This is a genomic window from Ruegeria sp. HU-ET01832, from assembly GCF_040371315.1.
Lineage (GTDB): Bacteria > Pseudomonadota > Alphaproteobacteria > Rhodobacterales > Rhodobacteraceae > Ruegeria > Ruegeria lacuscaerulensis_A.
The window spans coordinates 701,551-722,906 of the sequence record NZ_BAABWL010000002.1; the positions used below are offsets into that span (position 1 = coordinate 701,551).

The 21,356-nt window shown below is 55.4% G+C and carries 25 protein-coding genes and 2 tRNA genes; 19 read left to right on the plus strand and 8 right to left on the minus strand.

Annotation, left to right across the window (positions count from 1 at the left end):
- Positions 1-107 precede the first annotated feature (107 nt).
- Both ABWV79_RS08700 and ABWV79_RS08705 read left to right on the plus strand, forming a co-directional pair.
- Positions 108-1,058, plus strand: coding sequence for a GlxA family transcriptional regulator (locus ABWV79_RS08700; RefSeq protein ID WP_353391411.1), 951 nt, complete (start codon positions 108-110; stop codon positions 1,056-1,058).
- Positions 1,059-1,469: 411 nt separating this feature from the next.
- A complete protein-coding gene (locus tag ABWV79_RS08705; RefSeq protein WP_209195153.1) occupies positions 1,470-1,976 on the plus strand; it encodes a hypothetical protein in 507 nt (168 codons plus the stop codon).
- A 118-nt stretch (positions 1,977-2,094) separates the two neighbouring features.
- On the opposite strand, the gene ABWV79_RS08710 is transcribed toward ABWV79_RS08705, so the two are convergent.
- Positions 2,095-2,169: transfer RNA gene (locus ABWV79_RS08710), tRNA-Thr, on the minus strand.
- Positions 2,170-2,252: 83 nt separating this feature from the next.
- Between ABWV79_RS08710 and ABWV79_RS08715 the strand changes: the two genes are divergently transcribed.
- From ABWV79_RS08715 to ABWV79_RS08760, 10 genes are all read left to right on the plus strand, one after another.
- Positions 2,253-2,408, plus strand: a complete 156-nt coding sequence (locus ABWV79_RS08715; protein ID WP_170353278.1) for a hypothetical protein — start codon at positions 2,253-2,255, stop codon at positions 2,406-2,408.
- 6 nt (positions 2,409-2,414) lie between these two features.
- Positions 2,415-3,683 carry a UDP-N-acetylglucosamine 1-carboxyvinyltransferase gene (gene murA, locus ABWV79_RS08720; RefSeq protein WP_353391413.1) on the plus strand — a complete coding sequence of 423 codons (1,269 nt, stop codon included), beginning with the start codon at positions 2,415-2,417 and terminating at the stop codon, positions 3,681-3,683.
- Entirely contained in the window at positions 3,683-4,159 is a 477-nt protein-coding gene (locus tag ABWV79_RS08725) for a DUF2948 family protein (RefSeq protein WP_353391415.1), read from the plus strand. Before murA ends, ABWV79_RS08725 begins: the two co-directional genes overlap by 1 nt.
- Before the next feature lie 46 nt (positions 4,160-4,205).
- Entirely contained in the window at positions 4,206-4,709 is a 504-nt protein-coding gene (locus ABWV79_RS08730; protein WP_353391417.1) for a GNAT family N-acetyltransferase, read from the plus strand.
- Positions 4,710-4,732: 23 nt separating this feature from the next.
- Entirely contained in the window at positions 4,733-6,034 is a 1,302-nt protein-coding gene (gene hisD, locus ABWV79_RS08735; RefSeq protein ID WP_353391419.1) for a histidinol dehydrogenase, read from the plus strand.
- A gap of 120 nt (positions 6,035-6,154) precedes the next feature.
- A complete protein-coding gene (locus ABWV79_RS08740; RefSeq protein WP_353391420.1) occupies positions 6,155-6,952 on the plus strand; it encodes a hypothetical protein in 798 nt (265 codons plus the stop codon).
- Between the two features lie 86 nt (positions 6,953-7,038).
- A complete protein-coding gene (locus tag ABWV79_RS08745) occupies positions 7,039-7,518 on the plus strand; it encodes a UPF0262 family protein (RefSeq protein ID WP_170353926.1) in 480 nt (159 codons plus the stop codon).
- 3 nt (positions 7,519-7,521) lie between these two features.
- A complete protein-coding gene (locus ABWV79_RS08750; protein ID WP_170353273.1) occupies positions 7,522-7,974 on the plus strand; it encodes an arsenate-mycothiol transferase ArsC in 453 nt (150 codons plus the stop codon).
- Positions 7,975-7,976: 2 nt separating this feature from the next.
- A complete protein-coding gene (locus tag ABWV79_RS08755) occupies positions 7,977-8,375 on the plus strand; it encodes a ketosteroid isomerase-related protein (RefSeq protein WP_353391423.1) in 399 nt (132 codons plus the stop codon).
- Positions 8,368-8,967 (plus strand): GNAT family N-acetyltransferase, encoded by a 600-nt coding sequence (locus tag ABWV79_RS08760; protein WP_353391425.1) that lies wholly within the window; start codon positions 8,368-8,370, stop codon positions 8,965-8,967. The genes ABWV79_RS08755 and ABWV79_RS08760 overlap by 8 nt, the downstream gene beginning before the upstream one ends.
- 15 nt (positions 8,968-8,982) lie before the next feature.
- Here the strand turns inward: ABWV79_RS08760 and ABWV79_RS08765 are convergent, their stop codons facing one another.
- Positions 8,983-9,198 carry a hypothetical protein gene (locus ABWV79_RS08765; protein WP_170353270.1) on the minus strand — a complete coding sequence of 72 codons (216 nt, stop codon included), beginning with the start codon at positions 9,196-9,198 and terminating at the stop codon, positions 8,983-8,985.
- A 138-nt stretch (positions 9,199-9,336) separates the two neighbouring features.
- Between ABWV79_RS08765 and ABWV79_RS08770 the strand changes: the two genes are divergently transcribed.
- The 6 genes from ABWV79_RS08770 to ABWV79_RS08795 all read left to right on the plus strand — a co-directional run bounded on the left by ABWV79_RS08770 (position 9,337) and on the right by ABWV79_RS08795 (position 12,463).
- A complete protein-coding gene (locus tag ABWV79_RS08770; protein WP_353391427.1) occupies positions 9,337-10,215 on the plus strand; it encodes a carbon-nitrogen hydrolase family protein in 879 nt (292 codons plus the stop codon).
- Between the two features lie 87 nt (positions 10,216-10,302).
- A complete protein-coding gene (gene infA, locus ABWV79_RS08775; protein WP_005978431.1) occupies positions 10,303-10,521 on the plus strand; it encodes a translation initiation factor IF-1 in 219 nt (72 codons plus the stop codon).
- Between the two features lie 11 nt (positions 10,522-10,532).
- Positions 10,533-11,111: a Maf family protein gene (locus ABWV79_RS08780; RefSeq protein ID WP_170724113.1), complete on the plus strand. Its 579-nt coding sequence runs from the start codon at positions 10,533-10,535 to the stop codon at positions 11,109-11,111.
- Complete coding sequence (locus tag ABWV79_RS08785) at positions 11,108-12,130, plus strand: ribonuclease E/G (protein WP_353391428.1); 1,023 nt, start codon at positions 11,108-11,110, stop codon at positions 12,128-12,130. The genes ABWV79_RS08780 and ABWV79_RS08785 overlap by 4 nt, the downstream gene beginning before the upstream one ends.
- The gene (locus tag ABWV79_RS08790) at positions 12,127-12,309 is read left to right on the plus strand and encodes a DNA gyrase inhibitor YacG (RefSeq protein ID WP_170353266.1); all 183 of its coding nucleotides are present in this window, start codon (positions 12,127-12,129) and stop codon (positions 12,307-12,309) included. The genes ABWV79_RS08785 and ABWV79_RS08790 overlap by 4 nt, the downstream gene beginning before the upstream one ends.
- Before the next feature lie 79 nt (positions 12,310-12,388).
- Positions 12,389-12,463, plus strand: a tRNA-Phe gene (locus ABWV79_RS08795).
- A gap of 186 nt (positions 12,464-12,649) precedes the next feature.
- On the opposite strand, the gene ABWV79_RS08800 is transcribed toward ABWV79_RS08795, so the two are convergent.
- From ABWV79_RS08800 to ABWV79_RS08825, 6 genes are all read right to left on the minus strand, one after another.
- Entirely contained in the window at positions 12,650-15,940 is a 3,291-nt protein-coding gene (locus ABWV79_RS08800; RefSeq protein WP_353391430.1) for a DEAD/DEAH box helicase, read from the minus strand.
- Positions 15,933-16,814, minus strand: a complete 882-nt coding sequence (locus ABWV79_RS08805; protein WP_353391432.1) for a hypothetical protein — start codon at positions 16,812-16,814, stop codon at positions 15,933-15,935. The genes ABWV79_RS08800 and ABWV79_RS08805 overlap by 8 nt, the downstream gene beginning before the upstream one ends.
- 84 nt (positions 16,815-16,898) lie before the next feature.
- Positions 16,899-18,212 (minus strand): MvaI/BcnI family restriction endonuclease, encoded by a 1,314-nt coding sequence (locus ABWV79_RS08810; protein WP_353391434.1) that lies wholly within the window; start codon positions 18,210-18,212, stop codon positions 16,899-16,901.
- A complete protein-coding gene (locus ABWV79_RS08815; protein ID WP_353391436.1) occupies positions 18,197-18,628 on the minus strand; it encodes a very short patch repair endonuclease in 432 nt (143 codons plus the stop codon). The genes ABWV79_RS08810 and ABWV79_RS08815 overlap by 16 nt, the downstream gene beginning before the upstream one ends.
- A gap of 31 nt (positions 18,629-18,659) precedes the next feature.
- A complete protein-coding gene (gene dcm, locus ABWV79_RS08820) occupies positions 18,660-19,706 on the minus strand; it encodes a DNA (cytosine-5-)-methyltransferase (RefSeq protein ID WP_299666749.1) in 1,047 nt (348 codons plus the stop codon).
- Positions 19,707-19,831: 125 nt separating this feature from the next.
- Positions 19,832-20,101 carry a hypothetical protein gene (locus ABWV79_RS08825; protein ID WP_353391438.1) on the minus strand — a complete coding sequence of 90 codons (270 nt, stop codon included), beginning with the start codon at positions 20,099-20,101 and terminating at the stop codon, positions 19,832-19,834.
- A gap of 113 nt (positions 20,102-20,214) precedes the next feature.
- Between ABWV79_RS08825 and ABWV79_RS08830 the strand changes: the two genes are divergently transcribed.
- Positions 20,215-21,264, plus strand: a complete 1,050-nt coding sequence (locus ABWV79_RS08830; protein ID WP_353391439.1) for a MobA/MobL family protein — start codon at positions 20,215-20,217, stop codon at positions 21,262-21,264.
- Positions 21,265-21,356: the final 92 nt, after the last annotated feature.

The following is a 21,356-nucleotide window of genomic DNA, read 5'->3' on the forward strand; positions in this document are numbered from 1 at the left end:
TCTTGATCGATTCGTGTCTGGTCTTTCATTCTGTATTCTATAAAAATACAAGTTGTATACAGAAAAGAATCGTGCAGCATAGCGCCCCATAGAAACCGGATCTGTTCATGCGCAAAACGCGGCACATCACCTTCATCTTGATCGAGGAATTCTCGCACCTCGCATTCTCCTGCGCGGTCGAACCCTTGCGGATCGCCAACCTGGTGAGTGAGCAGACGCTTTATGATTGGACGTTAATTTCAGAAGATGGAGAGAGGGCTGTTTGCTCGAACGAACTTGTGACGCTGGTGCATGGTGGTTTGGGCGATCTGTCAAAGACGGATCAGTTGTTCGTTTTGTCCGGCATTCATATGCGCAACCACGTCACCCGTTCGCTTTTGGCTACTCTTCGCCGGGAACGGGCGCGGGGAACCGCCATTGGTGCCTTGTGTTCCGGCGCGTGGCTGCTGGCCGAGGCGGGGTTTCTAGACGGAATGCAGGCCGCGATCCATTGGGAGTACCATGACGCCTTTATGGAAGCATTCCCCGAGGTGAATCTTGTTCGCAGTGTCTTTGTGGCGGATGAAAAGCACATAACCGCATCCGGAGGCACAGCGACTGCGGACCTGATGCTGCACCTGATTGAGCGGGATCACGGCGAAGAGCTGGCTGTCGCTGTGGCCGACCAGATGGTTTACAACGCCGTGCGAAATGCGACCGCTAAACAACGCGTATCGCTGCAATCTCGCAACGGGATGCGCAATGCCCATCTGGCCAAGGCGATCCACATAATGCGCGATTGTATCGAGTCTCCGATTTCTCCATCGCAGATCGCCGATGGGCTTGGCATTTCAACCCGACAGTTGGAGCGTTTGTTCGGCAAATACCTAAACACCTCACCTAAGAAGTATTTCATGGAACTGCGGCTGGAAAAGGCGCAAAGGCTGTTGCTGCAGACCGAAGCCTCGGTCACAGAAGTTGCCATGGCATGTGGTTTCGAAAGCCCCGGTCATTTTTCGCGGGTGTATCGCTCAAGTTTCGGGGTCACGCCGCATGCGCAGAAAAGCAAGATCGATTGATTTGTGGTGACGGGGGGAGCCGCTCTGTCAATTGGCGAGGTGGGCTGGACATGCGCTCACCCCCGTGTTCCCGCTTGTACCCCCTCGTTAAAATCCAACTGGTCAACAATTCCGCGAGATTGACTGTGTTTAAACCTTAATATGGGCGTAACTATTGCCAGAACATGTCATCTCCGCGCTGTTTTTTGGCGCGGAAGCGATCATCCTGCCTCATTTCAAATGCCTCTTCTGGGCCACAGTTTGGCCCTTAAAGATAAGTTAATCTTAGGCATGTTTGCCTTAAGCGCGAGTTTGTGGCACTTTTGTAAAGTCAGAAATCAGACTGACATGTTAATTTATGGCAGAAAATCACATTCGAATGGCCTTGAAGTTTCCCATGTCCTTCTCAGGAGTTAAAGCTGGAGGACCGAAATGAATTTAGAAACTCAAGAAACTGCAATTTTCTCGGGTTTGCACGGCTTGCCTGTCGAACAGCGCGAGGCGCAGATTTGTGAAGCGGCACAGTCAGCCCAAACGGCATTCGAACAGATTTCCCAAAGCGCATCCTGCAACATGGAAGCGAGTGGTGATTTCCAGAAACGGGTTTTCAAAATTTTTCGGTGGTATTTCTTGTCTGCCTTCTGCACCCGGTTGTTGTCCGAATCCGTCCATCGGCTTGAGCATCAGACCCTGCAGGTATCTATGGATATATGCAGCGCGGTCAAAATGATCCTTTCCGAAAGCGATGTGGAAGAGTCGATGGCGCTGGTTCGGGTTGAAAAGACTTCTCCGATGGTGGTCAGGGCCAACGACATCGGTGCGCGCGGACATACTGTGGGATGGGTCGCCGCTGGGCTGCACGAAAAAGGCCGGAGCTTTCCGGGCGAGATTGAAAATGCTCTGGCAGGAGCGTTGGCTGCGTCCCGCCGTCTGAACTAATTTATAGCTCTGAAGTGTTCAATTGCGCGGCAAATGGCGGTGATGCTGCGCAATAACGCTTTGTCGGCGCAGGGACATTAGACTTAATATCCGCACATCTACATATTGTATTGTAAGGTGGTGCTGCTGGAGAGAATTGAACTCTCGACCTCTCCCTTACCAAGGGAGTGCTCTACCTCTGAGCTACAGCAGCGCTGTGGGCGGGTGATTAGACTCAAACGAAACGCGGCGCAAGGGTGTCTGGACGGTTTTTTTCGCCTCCTGTAGAGAAAGATCATGGCAGACAAAGATACACCAAAAAAACACGGCAAATCCGGCGATCCGCGCGAGGAGCGACTGAAGGCTGCGCTTAAGGCGAACATGGCGCGACGTAAGGCGCAAGCCAAGGCGCGGGCGGTATCCGGAGAGAAGACCGATAAGGACGAGGGATAAGAGCACATGGATTCGATTCTGGTTACGGGCAATGGTCCGTTGAACGGTCAGATACCGATTGCGGGGGCCAAGAACGCATGTCTGACGCTTATGCCAGCGACGCTGCTAAGCGAAGAGCCGCTGACGCTGACAAACGCACCCCGGCTGAGCGACATCAAGACGATGACTGCCTTGCTGCAATCGCTGGGGGCCGAAGTGTCGGCGCTGCAGGACGGACAAGTGCTGGCCATGTCCAGCCACAACCTGACCAGCCATACCGCTGATTACGAGATAGTGCGCAAGATGCGCGCCTCGAATCTGGTGCTTGGTCCGCTGCTGGCGCGTTTTGGTGAGGCCGTGGTCTCGTTGCCCGGCGGCTGCGCGATTGGTGCGCGACCTATGGATCTGCATGTCGAGGGACTTGAGGCGCTGGGCGCTGAGATCGAGTTGAAAGACGGGTATCTGCACGCCAAAACGTCGGGTGGGTTGAAAGGGGCCGTGCATGAGATGCGGTTTGCCTCTGTCGGCGCGACCGAGAACATCGTCATGGCCGCCACGCTGGCCAAAGGCACCACAGTGCTGAAAAACGCCGCGCGTGAGCCCGAGATCGTCGATCTGGTAGAGTGTCTGCGGAAGATGGGTGCGCAGATCTCGGGCGAAGGGACTTCGACAATCGAAATTCAAGGCGTCGACCGGTTGCACGGTGCGACCCATCAGGTTGTAACGGATCGGATCGAACTGGGCACTTATATGTTGGCACCGGCGATCTGTGGCGGCGAGGTTGAACTACTGGGCGGACGGATGTCTCTTGTCGACTCTTTCGCCGCCAAGCTGGATGCTGCAGGCATTGATGTCACGGAAACCGCAAACGGGTTGAAAGTTGCGCGCAAGAACGGACGCGTACGGTCTGTCGATGTTGTAACCGAACCCTTCCCCGGATTTCCGACCGATTTGCAGGCGCAGATGATGGCGCTGATGTGCACTGCCGAAGGCGTGTCCGTTCTTGAAGAGCGGATTTTCGAGAATCGGTTTATGCACGCTCCTGAGCTGGTACGTATGGGGGCCAATATCGAGGTCCATGGCGGTACCGCTACGGTTACGGGCGTCGAGCGTCTGAAAGGTGCACGGGTTATGGCGACGGACCTTCGCGCCTCGGTCTCGTTGATTCTGGCCGGTTTGGCGGCCGAAGGTGAGACGACTGTAAGCAGGGTCTATCATTTGGACCGGGGATATGAACATGTGGTGCGCAAGCTGGAAGGCGTGGGTGCAAAGATTGAACGGATCAAGGGCCAGTAATGACAGACGCAAGTTTCCACGACGGTCGTGAGGCCCCGCTGAACCTGGGGGCAGAGGATGCGGATGACCTTCAGGTGATTTCGACCCTGACGCAGGACGCGGTGTTTCCAATCACAGAGATGACATGGCGTCCGTCGGAGCGTCGATTTGGTCTTTTGCTGAACCGGTTCCGCTGGGAAGACAAAGATGCTGCAAGCCAACGTGACCGTCCGTTTGAACGGGTCCGAGCGCTGCTTGTTTTCGATTCCGTCCTGTCGGTTGCCAGCCAGGGGGTGGACCGCAGCGACAAGGACATGGTTATGTCCCTGCTGTCGGTTGATTTCGAGCCCGGCGAAGATGGCGCCGGTCATATTGTTTTGACGCTGGCCGGGGACGGAGCGATCCGTTTGACGGTCGAGGCTCTGGACGTCACCCTCAAGGATGTGACCCGGCCCTATCAGGCACCTTCTGGTCAGGCTCCGCATCATCCGGAATAAACGGGGCATAGCACAAGCCTTTGCCGGACCCTCAACGGGTCTGGTTTTGCGTTCGGCGACCGTGTTCGACGTGTTTCAGGTCAGTCAGGTGTTGATCCGGTCGATTACCTACCTTGGTGCAGCAGATCATCGGAAAGATCCCGATCTGCTGGCGGCATGGAGTGCGAACAAAGACCCCCAGACGATCCGACGCTGGTTGCAATCGGGAACCGAACTTTGGTTGGCCGAAATGGACGGCCAAATCTCGGGCGTCGGGGCTCTGCGCTTCGGGTCGGAAATCGCGTTGTTGTATGTCGATCCGGCCTATGTTCGGCGCGGTGTCGGGTTGGCCCTGCTGGTTCGAATGGAGCACGAGCTTGCGCAGCAAGGCTGCACAATTGCGCATCTGAACGCCACCGCAACAGCGCGTGCATTCTATCGCCGATATGGTTGGCAGGATGCCGGTGGCCCTGAACATTGGTGCGGAATGCGACATTATCCTATGCGCAAATCGTTGCACCCACCAGACGAAGGGTTGAGGCCATCTGCTGCGAGCGATATGTCCCGATAAAATCCCGTTCGGAGTGCCTGCTCATGCCCGTTTTCCTTGATACGACCTCACCCGAGTTCGAGCTCGCCTTTCAGGCGTTGTTGTCAGCAAAACGCGAGGACAGCCCGGATGTAGACGCGACTGTGGCTGAGATCATCGAAGATGTTCGCAGTCGGGGCGATGCTGCGGTGATCGAGCTGACCGCGAAATTCGACCGGCTTGAGTTGACGCCTGACACTCTGGCCTTTTCTGCCGAAGAAATCGCGGCTGCGGTGGCGCAGGTCTCGGATGAGGATCGCGCCGCGCTGGAGCTGGCCGCCGCGCGCATCCGCGCCTATCACGAAAAGCAGTTGCCCGAGGATCACGAATGGACGGATGAAGCCGGGGCGACTTTGGGCTGGCGCTGGTCGGCGGTGTCTGCTGCGGGGCTTTATGTGCCCGGCGGGCTGGCGTCCTACCCGTCCTCGGTTTTAATGAATGCGATTCCGGCCAAGGTGGCGGGGGTTGAAAGCCTAGCCATCACGGTGCCGACGCCCGACGGGGTGGTGAACCCGCTTGTCCTGCTGGCGGCGCAGCTTTCAGGTGTGGATACAATCTATCGCATCGGTGGTGCTCAGGCGATTGCAGCGCTGGCTTACGGTACTGATTCCGTCGCGCCGGTGGACAAGATTACCGGCCCCGGCAACGCCTTTGTCGCTGCTGCAAAACGTCGTGTGTTCGGCAAGGTGGGAATCGACATGATTGCGGGCCCGTCCGAGATTCTGGTCATCGCCGACAAGGACAACGACCCAGACTGGATCGCGCTGGATTTGCTAAGCCAAGCCGAACATGACGAAAGTGCACAGTCGATCCTGATCACCGATGATGCGGCGTTCGGGCAGGCGGTGGCCGAGGCCGTGGACAAGCGGCTTGAGACATTACAACGTCGCGCAATAGCTGGCCTCAGCTGGCGTGATTTTGGTGCGGTGATCACTGTGCGTGATCTGGACGAGGCAGCAGGCCTGTCCAACCGGATCGCCCCGGAACATCTTGAGCTTTGCGTGGGCGACCCTGTGGCGCTTAGCAAGAAAACCGTTCACGCGGGCGCAATTTTTCTGGGTCAATACACTCCTGAGGCCATCGGCGATTATGTGGGTGGTCCTAACCATGTTCTGCCCACGGCGCGCTCGGCGCGGTTTTCTTCGGGGCTCAGCGTGATGGACTTTCTGAAACGCACGACACTCAGCCAGATGACACCTGCTGCGCTGCGGGCCATCGGCCCTGCGGCCGAACAACTGGCGCAATCGGAAAGCCTTGAGGCACATGGCTTGTCGGTCACTGCAAGATTGAAACGCTTGAACGACTAATTGGCTATGGTTTGAGGGTCACAACGCCCTGCGCCATTCTCATTCATTAAACAATATGTCTTGATCTTACTCACGGAACGGAGGCGTCTTGCTGACGTGGCAACGTCGGAAGAAGTAAGTTTGGAACGTGTAGCAACACTGTGGATCGGCAAGCGGTTCAGCTATCTGGAGCACCTTTGCCTGAAGTCCTTTGCGGATGTCGACCAGACGCCCATTGTTTACCACTATGGCGAGCTTGAAGACATTCCGGACTATGTCGAAGCGCGTGATGCGCGGGAAATCTTTGATGTTTCTGAAATTTACTGTGACCCGATCACGCGATCAGTTGCCGTTCATGCCGACCTTTTTCGTCTAAAGCTCATGCAACAGACCGACTATATCTGGGTCGATGCGGATGCCTATGCCCTTCGGCCATTCGAAACCAACGCAGGATATCTTTTTCCAAGAGCGAATTTGGCGCGGCAGCGCATGATGAACGGCGTTGTCGCGTTGCCGCGCGACAGTTCCGCGCTGCAAAAGATGTGTCGCTTTGCCTTTGAAAGCGATCTTGTTCCATTCTGGTGGTCGGAGGATCATCAGAAGGTGTATCGCGAACTCTACGGCCGTTCCTCATATTGGAGCCTCCCATTGTCAACTCTGGGACCACCACTTTTTTTCCATTGCATTTATGGCTCGCCAGAACACGACATGAATTCTGCCCGAACCGAGCTGTATGCCGTACCTTTAAGGCATCGCAGGTTGTGGAATGACCCGGATATGTCAAAGCTCGATTTTTTGGAGTGGCAAAACAAAATGTCGATCCATTTCTTTGGTTCGTGGTTCCGAAAGATGTTTCGTGAAATGGAGATCAACCGGGGGTCTTTGGTCGATACACTCCTATCAAAGCACGGGATTGACCCCGCCAAACATCCTTTGTGACGAATTGGCCTAGACCGATTTTCTGCGCGTTGCCCATTCACTTTTCTTACGATATGGCTGTCTCAACCCTTATGGACCAGACACCCATGACCCGTATTTCGCATATCGAACTGGACGACCGAAACCTGCCTCCGCCGACGCCTGAGATCGAACAGGAGCGCAAGGTCGCGATCTATGATCTGCTTGAGGATAACAGCTTCGCGCTGCCCAAACGCGATGACCGTGTTGTGCCTGATGGCCCCTACCACCTGCAGTTGTCGATCCGCGACAAACGGTTGGTTTTTGACGTTGCCACTGAGGCCGAAGAAAAGGCGGCCGAGTTTCATCTTTCGCTGGGGCCCTTCAAGCAAGTGGTCAAAGACTATTTCCAGATTTGCGAAAGCTACTTTGATGCGGTGAAGTCGCTGCCACCCAGTCAGATCGAAACCATCGACATGGCGCGGCGCGGCATACATAACGAAGGCAGCCGGGTCCTGCAGGAAAGGCTTGATGGCAAGGCCGAAGTGGACACCGATACAGCCCGCCGCCTGTTCACGCTAATTTGCGTATTGCACTTTGGGGGCTGACGGGTGACGTCTCTGCCGCAGTCCATTCTGTTCTGTTGCGACCACAACTCGGTTCGGTCCCCGATGGCCGAAGGCATCATGAAAAAGTTCTACGGCACCGGTACCTATGTGCAATCTGCCGGTGTCCATAACGATCTGGAGATCGACGGTTTCTGCGTCGCCGTCTGCCAGGAAATCGGCGTTGAGCTTTCGCGACACAGGTCGCGTTCCTTCGACGAGATGCAGGAATGGGGCGATGACCTCAGCTCGTTCGACCTGATCGTCGCGTTGTCACCCGCCAGCCAAAGGCGAGCGTTGGATTTGACCCGTATTTTTCATCTGGATGTCGATTATTGGCCAATAATGGACCCTACCGGACTGGGCGAAAGCCGTGAAGACAAGCTAACGCACTACCGACAGACCCGCGATCAGATCATCAAGCATCTGAAGGACCGCTGGGGTGAACCGACGGAGTGACCATGAACCAGACCGTGAAAACCTATTTCGACGCCTTCAATGCAGGCGATGTCGATGGCATGTTGGCCTGCCTGTCCGATGACATTGCCCATCACGTGAATGAAGGGCAGATTCGTGTGGGCAAAGAGAAGTTTTCCGCCTTCTGCGCCCATATGAACCGCTGCTACCGCGAGAACCTGACCGATATCGTGGTGTTCGACGCCGAAGGTGGAACCCGTGCTGCGGCGGAGTTCATCGTGAACGGCACCTATATGGAAACCGATGAAGGCTTACCCGAGGCGCATGGTCAAACCTACCGTCTGCCCGCCGGGTCGTTCTTTGACCTGAAGGACGGGAAAATCACCCGGGTCACTACCTTCTACAATCTGGCTGATTGGACCAAGCAGGTCTCGAATGGCTGAGGTCTCAGCGGTCCACCCCCTGACCGGAGCGGCGCTTGAGGCCGCGCTGGACGATGTGGCCCGGTTGCGCATCAAGGTGTTTCACGCGTGGCCCTATCTCTATGATGGGGATCTGAGCTACGAGCGGAAATACCTGCAAGCCTACCGCGACAGTGCCCGATCCATCGTGGTAGGGGCCTTTGACGGCGACCGCCTGATCGGGGCCTCGACCGGCGCGCCGCTGGCCGATCATGCCGAAGATTTTGCTGCGGCCTTTGACGGGTCAGGTGTGGATTTGTCGGATGTTTTCTATTGCGCCGAATCTGTTCTGCTGTCGGACTACAGAGGGCAGGGCGTTGGTCATAAATTCTTCGATCAACGCGAAGCCCACGCTCGCGCTTTGGGCTTTACGAAATGCGCCTTTTGCAGTGTGCAGCGCCCTGTCGACCATCCGATGCGACCAGAAAGCTATAGGCCTTTGGATGCGTTTTGGCGGACACGCGGGTATGAACCCTTACCCGGTGTCGTGGCGCAGTTTTCGTGGAAGGATATCGGAGAAGACGGCGAGACGCAGAAACCGTTGCAGTTCTGGATCAGGGATCTGAACGCGTAGCTGCGCCTTTCGGTGTCAGTGTGTCTGTTTGCGGCTGAGAAGGCCGTACTTCACCGCCCATCCGCGAAAGGACCGGCGTTTGGGTTTTTCCAGTCGAACCTCGGATTTTGTCTGTGCCCCGCCTTTGCGATTGAATTCGAAAACGTCAATGACACGTTCGGCGCAGCCGCAGGCCTCACCCATACCGACCTTGGCGAAATAGAACTTTTCGAAGCTTTCGGGGTTTTGCATGGTGATCCTCCTGACCCTATTGAACCAAGTCTGGATCGGTAAGCCAATTCACTTTCCCGTCGGGTCTCGGCGGGGTCTATACATTTCGCGCGATCCTGTCCTAGGGTCGCTTCAATCCAATGCTGAAGGACGCAGCCCATGAAAGTCGCAACCGCCGCCTATGACCTCGACTGGCTCGACAGTTGGGCGCAGTATGAGGACAAGCTGAACCGCTGGGTCAGTGAGGCCGCTGGGGAGGGCGCCGAGTTGCTGGTCTTTCCCGAATATGGCGCGATGGAGCTGTCGACGTTGGACGGGGCCGATGTGGCAGGCGATCTGGAACGTTCGATCCGCGCGGTGTCGGACCGGATGGCAGATGCGCAGGCCCTGCATCAACGGCTGGCGCGCGAATATGGCACCTATATTCTGGGCGCGTCTGCGCCGGTTGTGGATGGGCCGGGCCGCCCGTTGAACCGAGCGGCGCTTTATGCGCCCGATGGCCAGCACGATCACCAAGACAAGCAAATCATGACCCGGTTTGAGCGTGAGGCTTGGGATATTGCCCCCGGCGGACCGTTGAAACTGTTCGACACCAAACTGGGCAAGATCGGCGTTCTTATCTGCTATGACATTGAGTTTCCCCTGCTGGGTCGCGCGCTGAGTGAGGCTGACCTGATCCTTGTACCTTCATGCACCGAGGCGCTCTCGGGCTATTGGCGGGTGCGGATCGGCGCGATGGCGCGCGCGTTGGAAAACCAATGCGTGACGGTTATGGCTTCGCTGGTCGGCAGCAACGAGTGGTCCGATGCCGTGGATATGAACACCGGCACGGGCGGTATCTTCGGCCCGCCTGACAAAGGGTTCCCCGGCACCGGCGTGTTGGCCGAAGGACAGTTGAACCAACCCGGCTGGACTTACGCCAATATCGACCTGTCGACCATTGCCGAGGTCCGCGCTGATGGCCATGTGCTGAACCGAACCCATTGGGATGAGCAAACGCCCCGAGTCGAATCGGTCACAATCTCTGCTCTTTCGTGATTCCGGCCTTGAAATAAGCCCGAAATAGGCTCATTTAAGCGCACATCCTCGCAGATTCTGCGAGTGCAACGTAAATGTGGAGACAACATGGCCAAGGAAGATACGCTCGAATTTCCCGGTGTCGTGAAGGAACTCCTGCCTAATGCGACGTTTCGGGTCGAGCTGGAAAACGGCCATGAGATTATCGCACATACGGCAGGCAAGATGCGCAAGAACCGCATCCGTGTTCTGGCTGGCGACAAAGTTCAGGTCGAGATGACCCCCTATGATCTGACCAAGGGTCGGATCAACTACCGTTTCAAGTAACGCCTTTTCTCATGGCGTTTATCCTCGGATCGGGCAGCCCAAGGCGGCTGGACCTGTTGGCTCAGCTTGGCGTGCAGCCCGATGCGATCCGCCCCCCTGACATCGACGAAACGCCCCTGAAGGGCGAACTTCCGGTTCCCTATTGCAGCCGCATCACGCGCGAAAAAGTACAGGCGGTGCAGGCGGATGGCGACGATATCACGCTGTGTGCCGATACCACCGTGGCGCTGGGTCGCCGCATTCTGGGCAAGCCCGAACATGCAGGCCAAGCGGCCGAGTTTCTGTACGCCCTGTCCGGGCGTCGCCACCGGGTAATTACCTCGGTCGCGGTGCGACGCGGGGATCGGGTGCTGCAACGCGACGTGGTCTCACAGGTCAAGGTCAAGCGTCTATCGGATGTTGAGATCAACGCCTATCTGGCGACTGGAGACTGGCAGGGAAAGGCGGGCGCCTATGCTATTCAGGGCCCTGCCGGTGCGTTCATCCCGTGGATTTCGGGATCGTTCACCGGTATCGTCGGTCTGCCCCTGTCTGAAACCGCCGCCCTTTTGCAAGGTATCGGCTATCCCCTGTATCGTGAGGCATCATGAAGGGTCGTACTATCGTTCTGGATCACATCAACGACCGCGAGGCGGCCGCGTTGATGGTCGACGGCAAGCTGGATGATTTCCTGATCGCCGCCGATGCGCCTGCACCGGGCACAATCTACCGTGCTCGCGCAGATAGGCCCGTAAAAGGGCAGGGCGGCATGTTCCTGTCGACACCCGACGGCCCCGCGTTTCTGCGGCAGGTCAAGGGGCTTGCCCCCGGTGCGCTGCTGCTGGTGCAGGTGACGGGCTATGCCGAGCCGGGCAAAGCCCTGCCCGTGACCGATCGTGTCCTGTTCAAAAGCCGTTATGCGATTGTCACCCCCGACGCGCCCGGTCTGAACATCTCGCGCTCGATCCGCGATGACGATGAGCGTGACCGCCTGCTTGAGATCGCGCACGAGGTGATGGAAGGCAGCGATTACGGCCTGATCCTGCGCTCGTGCTGCGCGGGTGAGGATGCAGGTGAGATTGCTGAAGATATCAGCACCATGCTGGCCCACGCGGACGCTGTGGTGAATGACCCCGGAACCGAGCCGGAACTGCTTCTTGAAGGCGACGGGCCTCATGTTCTGGCCTGGCGCGACTGGACCGACCCGGCCGAGGTCGAAACCCGCGCAGGTAGTTTCGGCACCCATGGCGTGCTGGAGGCATTGGACACGGCCCGCGGTATCTCTGAGCCTTTGCCTGGCGGAGGGCACCTCTACATTCAGCCTACACGCGCATTGGTCGCCGTCGATGTTAACACTGGTGCCGATACATCTCTGGCGGCGGGTACGAAGGCCAACTTTGCCTGCGCCAAAGCGCTTGCCCGCGCCTTGCGTGTGCGGGGTTTAGGAGGGCAGATCACGCTTGACCTGGCGCCGATGCCCAAGAAGGACCGCAGAGGATTCGAATCTGCGCTACGCTCGGCCTTCAAGACCGACCCGATCGAAACAACACTGGCAGGCTGGACGCCGCTAGGGCATTTTGAATTGCAGCGCAGACGGGCTCGGTTGCCGCTGAGCGAGGTGCTGAAATGACCTGTCCGATTTGTGCTGAAGACACTGTTCAGGCGTACCGCCCGTTTTGCTCAAAACGTTGTGCCGATCTGGACCTTGCTAAGTGGTTGAACGGTTCATATGCGGTCCCGTCTCAGAGGGAGGAAGACGCTGAGGCCGATGTTGAGGGCGAAGAAACCGCTCATTCGCGTCCGCATTGAAAAAATGTAAAAAAGGCTCTGGACACTGCCAGTGGCAAGTCATAGAACGCCTCCACCCAACGGCAGCAGCCGTTCCCGTGCCCGGGTAGCTCAGGGGTAGAGCAGTGGATTGAAAATCCTCGTGTCGGTGGTTCGATTCCGCCCCCGGGCACCATTTTTTCCGAGACGCGTTTTATCTAACAATCTGTTTTATAACAGTTAAATGTAGACTTCCTCTGCTTGGTTGATTGGGAAAGGGGCTGTTTGCTCCACAATTTGCCCCACAATATGCTCCGCTCACGATATGTAATTCACATGGAAAATGTCTCGCACCTGTATAGTGTTTGATTTTCCTTTGTGGTCAGGATGGGTCGGCATCATCAATGTCTGCAAAGGCTCTCATCGCAATCCCTGTACGAACTTCCGACTGAACCACTTCGATGGGGTCCATTGGCCCTGCTGAAAAGTTTTCCCTCATCTGCTCGCACTCGTGAAATGATAGCACGCGGGACTTCGATCCAGTTTCATGGCGAAGAATTGAGTGGTGGCGGTCATGGTCACCCACTTTCACCAAGCGCTGAAGCATCGGGACTATCTCTGGTGGCGCAGTGCCGTCTTCAAGTTCGCGACGCTCAAAAACCTGTCCGAGTAAGCTACAGACGAAGCCGATATCCGGAAGAATGCGAATGGCAAACCGCCGCGCGCGTTGGGCGGTGCTGGAGTTGGGAGCGGGTCGTTTCTTCTTGATTTCGTTTGCGATTACAAATCCATGTATGAACGTCTGAATATCAACGAGTGATTTCCCAGAACACCACATTTCTACCATCGTTTTGATAGCTCCGATCACTGGCCCGACTGCGGCGTCTGGATCGGGATGGTCTTTCCACGCTCGGCCAAAAACTGTGTCTAAAGAGTTCGGTCTAATTAAGAGCAAAAGGTCTTGGGAGCTCTGTACGGTTGTATCAAGAAGCCAAGAAATCCATTCAGAAGTTTTAGTCGCGGTCAAAGGGGCGTTGGGCGCGGACATGTGTAGATGCTCGACAAGTGCAGGCGGCACTCCGTTCCTGACGGCCATCTCATGTTGCCAATCGGTTACTGGCGGATCTGTTAGACGATAGGCCGCCGCTTCAAGCGCCTGCCTGCGAGCCTCCAGCCACGCATCAGCAGCAACTTTGCTATCGGTCTTGCGAACATAATAGCCAAGCGAAGACTTGGCTACAGCGTCAAATCCGGTCGTTCCATCTTCGGTGACCGCACGTAGTCTTCGGATCATTGCTTGAGTTCGAGGGTCCGTTTCAACGTCGGTTTCGATATGATCAAGCAGAAGGGCAACCGGGTCATGGACCACATCGCAAGCATCTTGGTCCGAAAAAACTACTGGCAGCGGCGCCTGTTCCGACGCGAAGTTCACATCAGTCAAGTCAACAGCTATGACTTTTGCGGGAATCACTACTGCGATGCCAGTCGCTGCATAGGCTGCGCGCCCGGCTCGCCCGAGAGCATTCAGGATTTCATGCGGCTTTAGATCCTTGCGTGGATTTCCATCCGGATCATCTTCGACGCTTCTGTCCGTTCCAGCAAGGATCACGACATCGCACGGTAGGTTCAAACCTTGCGCGATAGTGGACGTCGCGGCGATTACGTTGAGACACAAAGCCGCGCTGGCAGCGCGCCCATGAGCTCGAAATACACTTTCAACGAGATGTCGTTCAGTGGGAAGCAAATCGCCGTTGTGGACAGCTGCTCGACGGCCGGCAGGAAGAAAAGCTGCCTCAACAGATCCGACATCTGCGAGAATTGCTTCCATAAGGGCAGATTGATGGTCATCAAGCGAGGTATCTGCTGGTTCGAGAAGGCTGTCTACACTATCAGCAATACTGCCGCATCCTCGTGTATCCTGGCAAAAAACTATTACCCTTTTGCCAATGCCAGCAAAATCTGCTGCGATCTGAGCAGCCACGATGTTGCGATTTGAAGTCAAATCGTTTCGCTTGTTCAATGTCAAAGGGGGCGTCGCTTCAGACAGTGGTCGAATTGCCAACTTTTCGGGTCGTTGTGGGTGCCATCCAGCAATCAGCGAAAACAGACCATAGGGACGAGCAGGAACGAACTTGCTTCCTTCTTTCATTGCCGTGGTCGCTGACTCGAAAATCTCTTTGCTGTCGTAGATCGCGCATGAACGAAGTTGACGTGTGGGCTTCCAGGGATCGTTGAACGCCTCCACCTCTCTACCGGTGATACTGATCAGCCATTCTTTTATCTGCTCTCCGTTAGAAACCATCGCGGAAAGGAGCAGAAGGTCCGCATCAGGGCGCCGCACAAGAAACGTCATCAGGGCGAGCATCGCGTCTATCGATCTGCCATCGGCTGAAGTGAGCTTTTCGGCCTGTGATGCACCAATCAAATGGAATTCGTCGAATACGAGCAATCCAACGTTTTCAAAAAGCTCAGGAGCTGCACCAAGTAGCGCAAGGCATCGTTCTGGTGTCATGACCGAAAGAGGAGGTAACCTCTCGCCGAGTTCCAATAGCTCCAGATCCTCTACGCTCTTTGGATCCAAGTACCCAACTTCGTCGGACAAATCTGTTTCAACTTGGTCGCAAAGGGCATGGGTCGGAGCAAGGTATACAACGCTTTTGCTCGCGCACCGAGTAGCGGCGATTTTAAGTACCGAAAGGGTGGTTTTGCCAGAACCGGTTGGCGATGTCATAACCATGGATTGCCCGCAATCCAGATACCCGGTTGAAATGGCATTTTGGTGGTTTGACCAAAGGAACGGTCGGCTCCGGCTTTGGGTTGCCAACCATTCCGTCCATTCATTGCTGTTGGCACCCTTAGGAACAGGGGTTCGCACGAGCATGGAGGCACGAACACTACCAACAAGGCGTGACATCAACTTCGCAAGGTGGTGAGGCCCTGCAAACTGCATATGCAAGGGCCCTGTCAGCACTTCCGGCGTTGCTTCATCGGTACTTATTGAAAGCTCAATAACTTGATCGAGGAGGTTTGGAACGGCGGCATCATCTACCTCCCCTGCATGCGCTCCTCCAAGGGCTTCATTGGCAAGCATTTGAAGCGCACGAGAGCATTCCCGATAGAGCAAATCTGTGGCGGTTTCCCGGCTGTCGTCCGTGATGATCCGGTCGGCATTCAAATCACGATCAACAAGCTTGTTGAGTTCACTGCGTGCAAACTCGCGTACCGATAGTATGAGTGACCTTCGAATCGCGCTTTCTTCTCCTTTCGCCCTGAGCTGCCTCGCTGCTTCCGCAGCATCTGCAGTCCTTTCCGCAATCAAAAACAAAAGAGTGCTGGATATTGTTGCATCAATTGCATCACTCGTAAGAAGCGTTGGAAGATCTTGTCTACGTTCAAATGCTTGCGCAATGATCTGGTGAGCGCTGGCTGCAACAAACGCGGAAGCTCGAGTTTGTTCTGGTTGGAGGCCCAACGCGACGTAAGCCTCGAAAGTTGCGGCAAGGCGTCGAACACGATCAAGGGTCGCAACCAAATCCTCGCCCTCCCGAGCTTGAACTCGGGCAGTTGCCAGGACGACGTGTGCCTCGGTTAGCAGCTCGTCAAGGATTTCGGGATTAAGGCCGGGAAGTTCTGGGGCTTCCTTCAAGAGCCTTCTGGAACTCGCGTCAAACATGTCCTTCTCCGGCTTCCTTGGTGATATCGTGCACTCGGTTGATGACCGCGGCCGCCAGCTCACTTAGGCCAATACGGACATCTTCAAACGGTAGGATGCTACCCGTTCTGGATTCGATGCCACCGGGAGCAACGTCCTGAAACCCGGTTAGGACATGTTCAAAGCTACCATGGCGCCGGATGTTCTCGCCGGTCGCTACCGAGACGCGGAATTGGCGGACTTCTTCCCAAAGAGCATCGTCCACAATAGCTTCGGCCCGGTCCTGATCTTCACCGGCGACACGGCCTACCAACGTCGTCAGGTCGGCGAGAATCTCATCGTCTCGTTCTCCGGCGCGGATTGATTTGATCTCCTTCCAGACACTACTCGTGATGAGCGTCCTTGGTGCGATGGACGCTTTGTCCTCACACAAGACTATTCTTTCGAGCGCGTCGTTTTCTTCACTCATCTCGATGATGAAGCCATCGAACCCTTTATCAGCGCTTCTGACATGCGGAGGCGTTTGAGTACCATTTGGTATGCTCAAGCGCGCAGCAATCCACGATAGGTGCTGAAAAAGTAGTCCGTCACGTCGCTCGACTTCCTTTCTGGCCATCTTTTCAGCTTTCTCTTTCTCTTCTTGGGAGCCGTCTTCAATTATCTTTGTGTATTTTGGATCAGGTGCTGTGAGTTTACGGATTACATTCTCCGCGACCCTTCCCGGAGGTGACCTGCGCTTCGGTTCGAGCGCATCAATGACGTTTTGAGCGTTTCTCTCTTGTCGAAGGTAGAGGTACGCGAGCGCGTCAATCAGTTGAGGCGCTACTGGGTCGCCTAACGACCATTCATTCAGATCGCACTCAGCAGATTCACACGAATTGATTTGGATTGGCATACAGGTTTCCTGTGGTTTTCTGATGCGACAGAGAGCGGTGGGACCACTTGGTGAAAGCACTTTCTGAAGTGAGTCCTTGCGGAACTACGATGCAAGTTGAAGCGTCTCGAATGATTGATAGAGATCAGGAAGATCTGTGTGGTTCACTCGAAACTGGTTTCTCTTTTTTTGCTTCCCATTCTCGACCTTCACAGCGGGATCAAGATAAACACTGCCTTGGTTTAGAAGTTTCATAAACCTAAAGAAATCAGTGCCTTGGCCAAGCTGCACTCTGTCGGCGTAGCGATACTGCCGTGGGTTGCCGGAGGATTGAGAAGGAAGGTACGCGGCCTGTGCATGCTTCCGATTCCAGTGGTTCAGCAGATTTTTGAATTCCCAGCCTGCGGCAACGCGATCGTCCGGGGCGATCAACAATATGCTACCGCCCATGTCTTCAATTTTGCCCTTGTCTGGGTCGTATCCTTCAATAATCATTCGAACAGATGTGCGAGCATGTGCATGGGCTCGGTTTCTGTAGATACCGCCAAAGTTCCGACGCCCCGGTCGACCCTTAGTATCGTCATAACCAAAGTCTTCCATGAACACTGCGAAGTTCTCGGTGTACACTCCTGAAGTTGGTTCAGGAGTCATTAGCGTGACCGGGGACGTCGCCCGAAAATTCACGAAATCCCGAACGGAATACTGCTTGATTTCCCATCCGAGGAAATCGGGCTCAGCGATTCCGTTTGGGATGATCCCTAACTCAGCTTCGAGCGTATATCCGCCACCATTTTGCGCTGAATATGCCCGGGTTGATCCATCAGAGTGCATTCGTTGCCCGGGGATCCAACCTTTTCGGTGAATTTTGCCAAGTGTTGAGAGCAGGATCTCTCGAGGATCACGACTGTCAGTGGTCATCAGTCTTGTGATGTTCGAGAACACACCTTCAGAAGGAAATTCTCCCTGATTGTCCAACTCGGTGACTATTTCAGAGTCGGCAGAATCTACGTAACCAAATACACGACCGTCGGGCGAGACTCCGAAAAACATTACTCGTCCTTCATCGCGGGAAGTCATGAGCCCCTTCGGGGCTTGGCTGGCATTCCTCAGGAAGCCGGACATTCTAACTTCTGGATATTTTGGATAGAGAATTAGCTGGGCATGTGGCGCCCTTGCTGTTCCTTGGCTATCAATCCAGTAAAAATTCACAGGCGCTTTGTCGCGACGCCGAATGGAACCTGCCTTCTTGGAAAAATCAGTTTCGATATCACCATGCGGTATGATGTTGAGCGCGTCAAAGCCGCCGCCGAGATATAGCTGATTTTTTGAGTTGTCATTGGGAGCAAGGCGTTTTGCGTATATCCGCTTTGCCCCTGCATCCTGCATTGCTTTAATTAGGTTCCTCAGGGAGGAGAACATGAATCGACGCCTCTGATTTCAAATGATTTTTCGTCAGAGGACAACCATTGGGAGAGAGAGTCAATAACAGTTTCTTGCTCGATTTTCTTGGAGCCGCGGATGGCACACTCCCAAACTATCGCGACTCTCCAACCTATCTTCTCAAGTTCGGCTGCCGTTTCGAAATCGCGCTCTCTATTCGTGGCGATTTTGTTTTTCCAGAACTCTCGCCGCGTGCGCGGCAACCGGAAAAGCTCACAGTCATGACCGTGGAAGAAGCATCCTCTAACATCAATCAGCGCCCTGTATCGGCGAAAGATGATATCAGGGGTCCCGGGTAAAGTCCGATCATGAAGGCGAAACCGAAAACCGCGAGCATGAAGCCCGCGGCGGATTAGAAGTTCTGGCCGTGTGTTCTTGCTGCGAATTGCCGCCATGTTGCGGCTGCGCGTCTCTTGGTCATGAACATCAGACAGAGATTGCCTCCTTTGGACGGTTGTCCATTACGTGCGCAAGGTGAGGCGCCATAATCCGAGCGACTTCTTTGAAAACGGGTACTGCTACGCTGTTCCCGAACTGTCGATACGCTTGGGTGTCGGATACTGGAATTCTGAATTCGTCAGAATACCCCATGAGACGGGCGCATTCGCGCGGCGTTAGGCGTCGAGGGTTCTTATCGTCGCCCTGATCAATCAGTATCTCGGAGCCGTCTTTGTGGTACCGAGCCGAAAGTGTTCGGGAAACGTCATCAGGACCAACCAGACCAAATCCGAACCCATTGCCTGCGGCTTTATGCTTAGCAGCGTAGTTCTGCAGGTATCCCCATAAATGATCGGATAGCGTGTATTTGGGATTCACCAAGGCGTCAGGGCCCTCAGTGTAGGGGGGCTCACTGACTTCTGTTCCATCCTGAGGGTGGAGTATGGACCCCAATTTGACACTACCCTTGGGCTTCAGTTGAAGATCTTCAAATGTAAACCCAGTATCTTCCTTGAAGCCGACGATAACGATCCTCTGGCGGTGCTGAGGAACAAAATGTTGTGCGTCGATTACCTGCGCTTTCACTGAATAACCGAGTTCTCGCAAGGATCCGATGATCACTTCAAAGGTCTTGCCCTTGTCGTGGCTCGTTAGATTTTTGACGTTCTCGAGCATGAATGCATCAGGGTGATGATGCTCCAGGATCCTGACGACATCGAAGAACAGGGTCCCCTGAGTTTCACATCGAAACCCATGCTCTCTACCAAGTGAGTTCTTTTTGGAGACACCTGCCAAAGAAAACGGCTGGCAGGGAAACCCTGCGCAGAGCACATTGTGCGACGGGATATCTTCAGCGGCAACTTCGCGAATGTCGCCGGCTATCGGTCGATTGTCACGGTAGTTGGCTTCGTAAGTTTGCTTAGAGAACTTGTCCCATTCGCTGGTGAACACGCAGTGCCCACCAATACTCTCCATGGCTTGACGCAAACCACCGATTCCGGCGAAAAGATCAATAAATGTGAAGCCTTGGCTCATCCTGGTCGCACCTCATTTTTGAACACTATATCTGGGTATTTCAGCTTGGTCCAGGCAAGTGATAACAACAGACCAGCCAGCTTTCCACAAATTTGTTCATATTTCGTTCCCGTGTGGATTGAGCCTCATTCGGTTGCGTTGTCGTAAATGTCTTCTGTGACGTTGCACAACCCCAGGAAATCTCTGTCGCTCCTTCGCGAAATCTTCGCATGCAACTTTTCCATGGCTTCGGTTTTCTTCTTGCCGTCTTCGAGCGCTTCAATGAGAGCCAGAATGGCGGCACCGTAGATAATTTTTTTTCGCGTTTCATCGCGACGCCGTTGCTTGCTCGCCCGGGCTTGAAGGTCCCTGAGCCTCGCGCGCATTTGCGCGATTTGTTGATCCAGATCCGCCATTTCGTTCTCCCTTGATTGAGGTGGTCGAACAGGAAATGCGGCCTGGATCCCGGCTTCGCTACCCGGGCGGGAAAATGTGGCTTCGCCAGGCCTCCTCGTGAGCGGCCGTCCGCATGCCCGCTGGGCAATGCGCGCAGTTACGCAAACTTGGGGTTTGCCTGCGCGCCTGCCGCGGGCTTTTTTGTGCGGAGATCGGGTTGGGGCCCGATGTCCTTTATATGATACACCCCGCCAGCAGACTCGAAGTCATCCTGCATTCTCGTGCCGACGGTCGCTCCGCCGTCAAATCCGCCGCCTACACCGCGCGCACCACCTTCCGGGATGCGCGGGTTGGACGACGGTTTTCGTCGGGCAGAAAGGGTGGCCTCCTGTCTCATGAATTGATCAACTGGACAGGAAACGCCGAGGAGCTCTGGAACGCTGCTGAGCGTTCGGAACGCCGAAAGAATGCAAGAGTCATCCGCGAACTGCGCCCATCCCTGCCCCGCGAGCTACCGCTTCCCGAGCAGGTCCGGCTTGTCCGCGGCTTCTGCCTCTGGCTTCGCGATGAATACGGCGTTGCCGTTCAAGCCGACATTCACGCGCCGCGTTTCTTGTGCCCTGAGGAAGAGAAACGGCACAGCGCGGGCAAACTCGAACTGACGCGAGAAGACTACGAGCAGAGGCTCTTCGATCCATCGAAGACCAATCTGAATTTCCACGCCCACATCCTGATGACGACGCGGAAGGTTGATAGGATCGCGGGCGATTTTGGTGAGAAAACGCGTGTTCTTGACGACAGAACTTCAGGCCCCGGAGAAATCAAGCGTATCCGTGGAGAATGGGAAAAGCGGACCAACGCGGCCCTGCGCAAGATTGGCTCTCCAGCGCGGGTTGATCTTCGTTCGTATGCCGAGATGGCCAAGACAGGCAATGCTCCGCAAGGCCTGGCAAGACAAGATCATGTCGGGCCGCGCAGATCTGCCAGGTCGCGCCGCAGACTGCAAGAAAGCGGAAGCGACGACACAGTTGCCGGAGTACGGCGCCACGCTGTCCAAGAACACAATTCAACACTCTGGCACTCTTGGTTGCAGCTGCGCGCCCTGGAGCGTCAGAGAGACGACCTCGAAGCGGAGCGTATCGCGCGGGAGAGAGGCTGCCCGCAAGAAAACGGCCAGCGATGAGAAACGTCGAATGCTGGAGGCGATATCCGAGCGCGAAGTGAAAGCTGCGCTGGAAGCTTCGTCGCAAATAGAATGTCTCAGAACTGAGACAG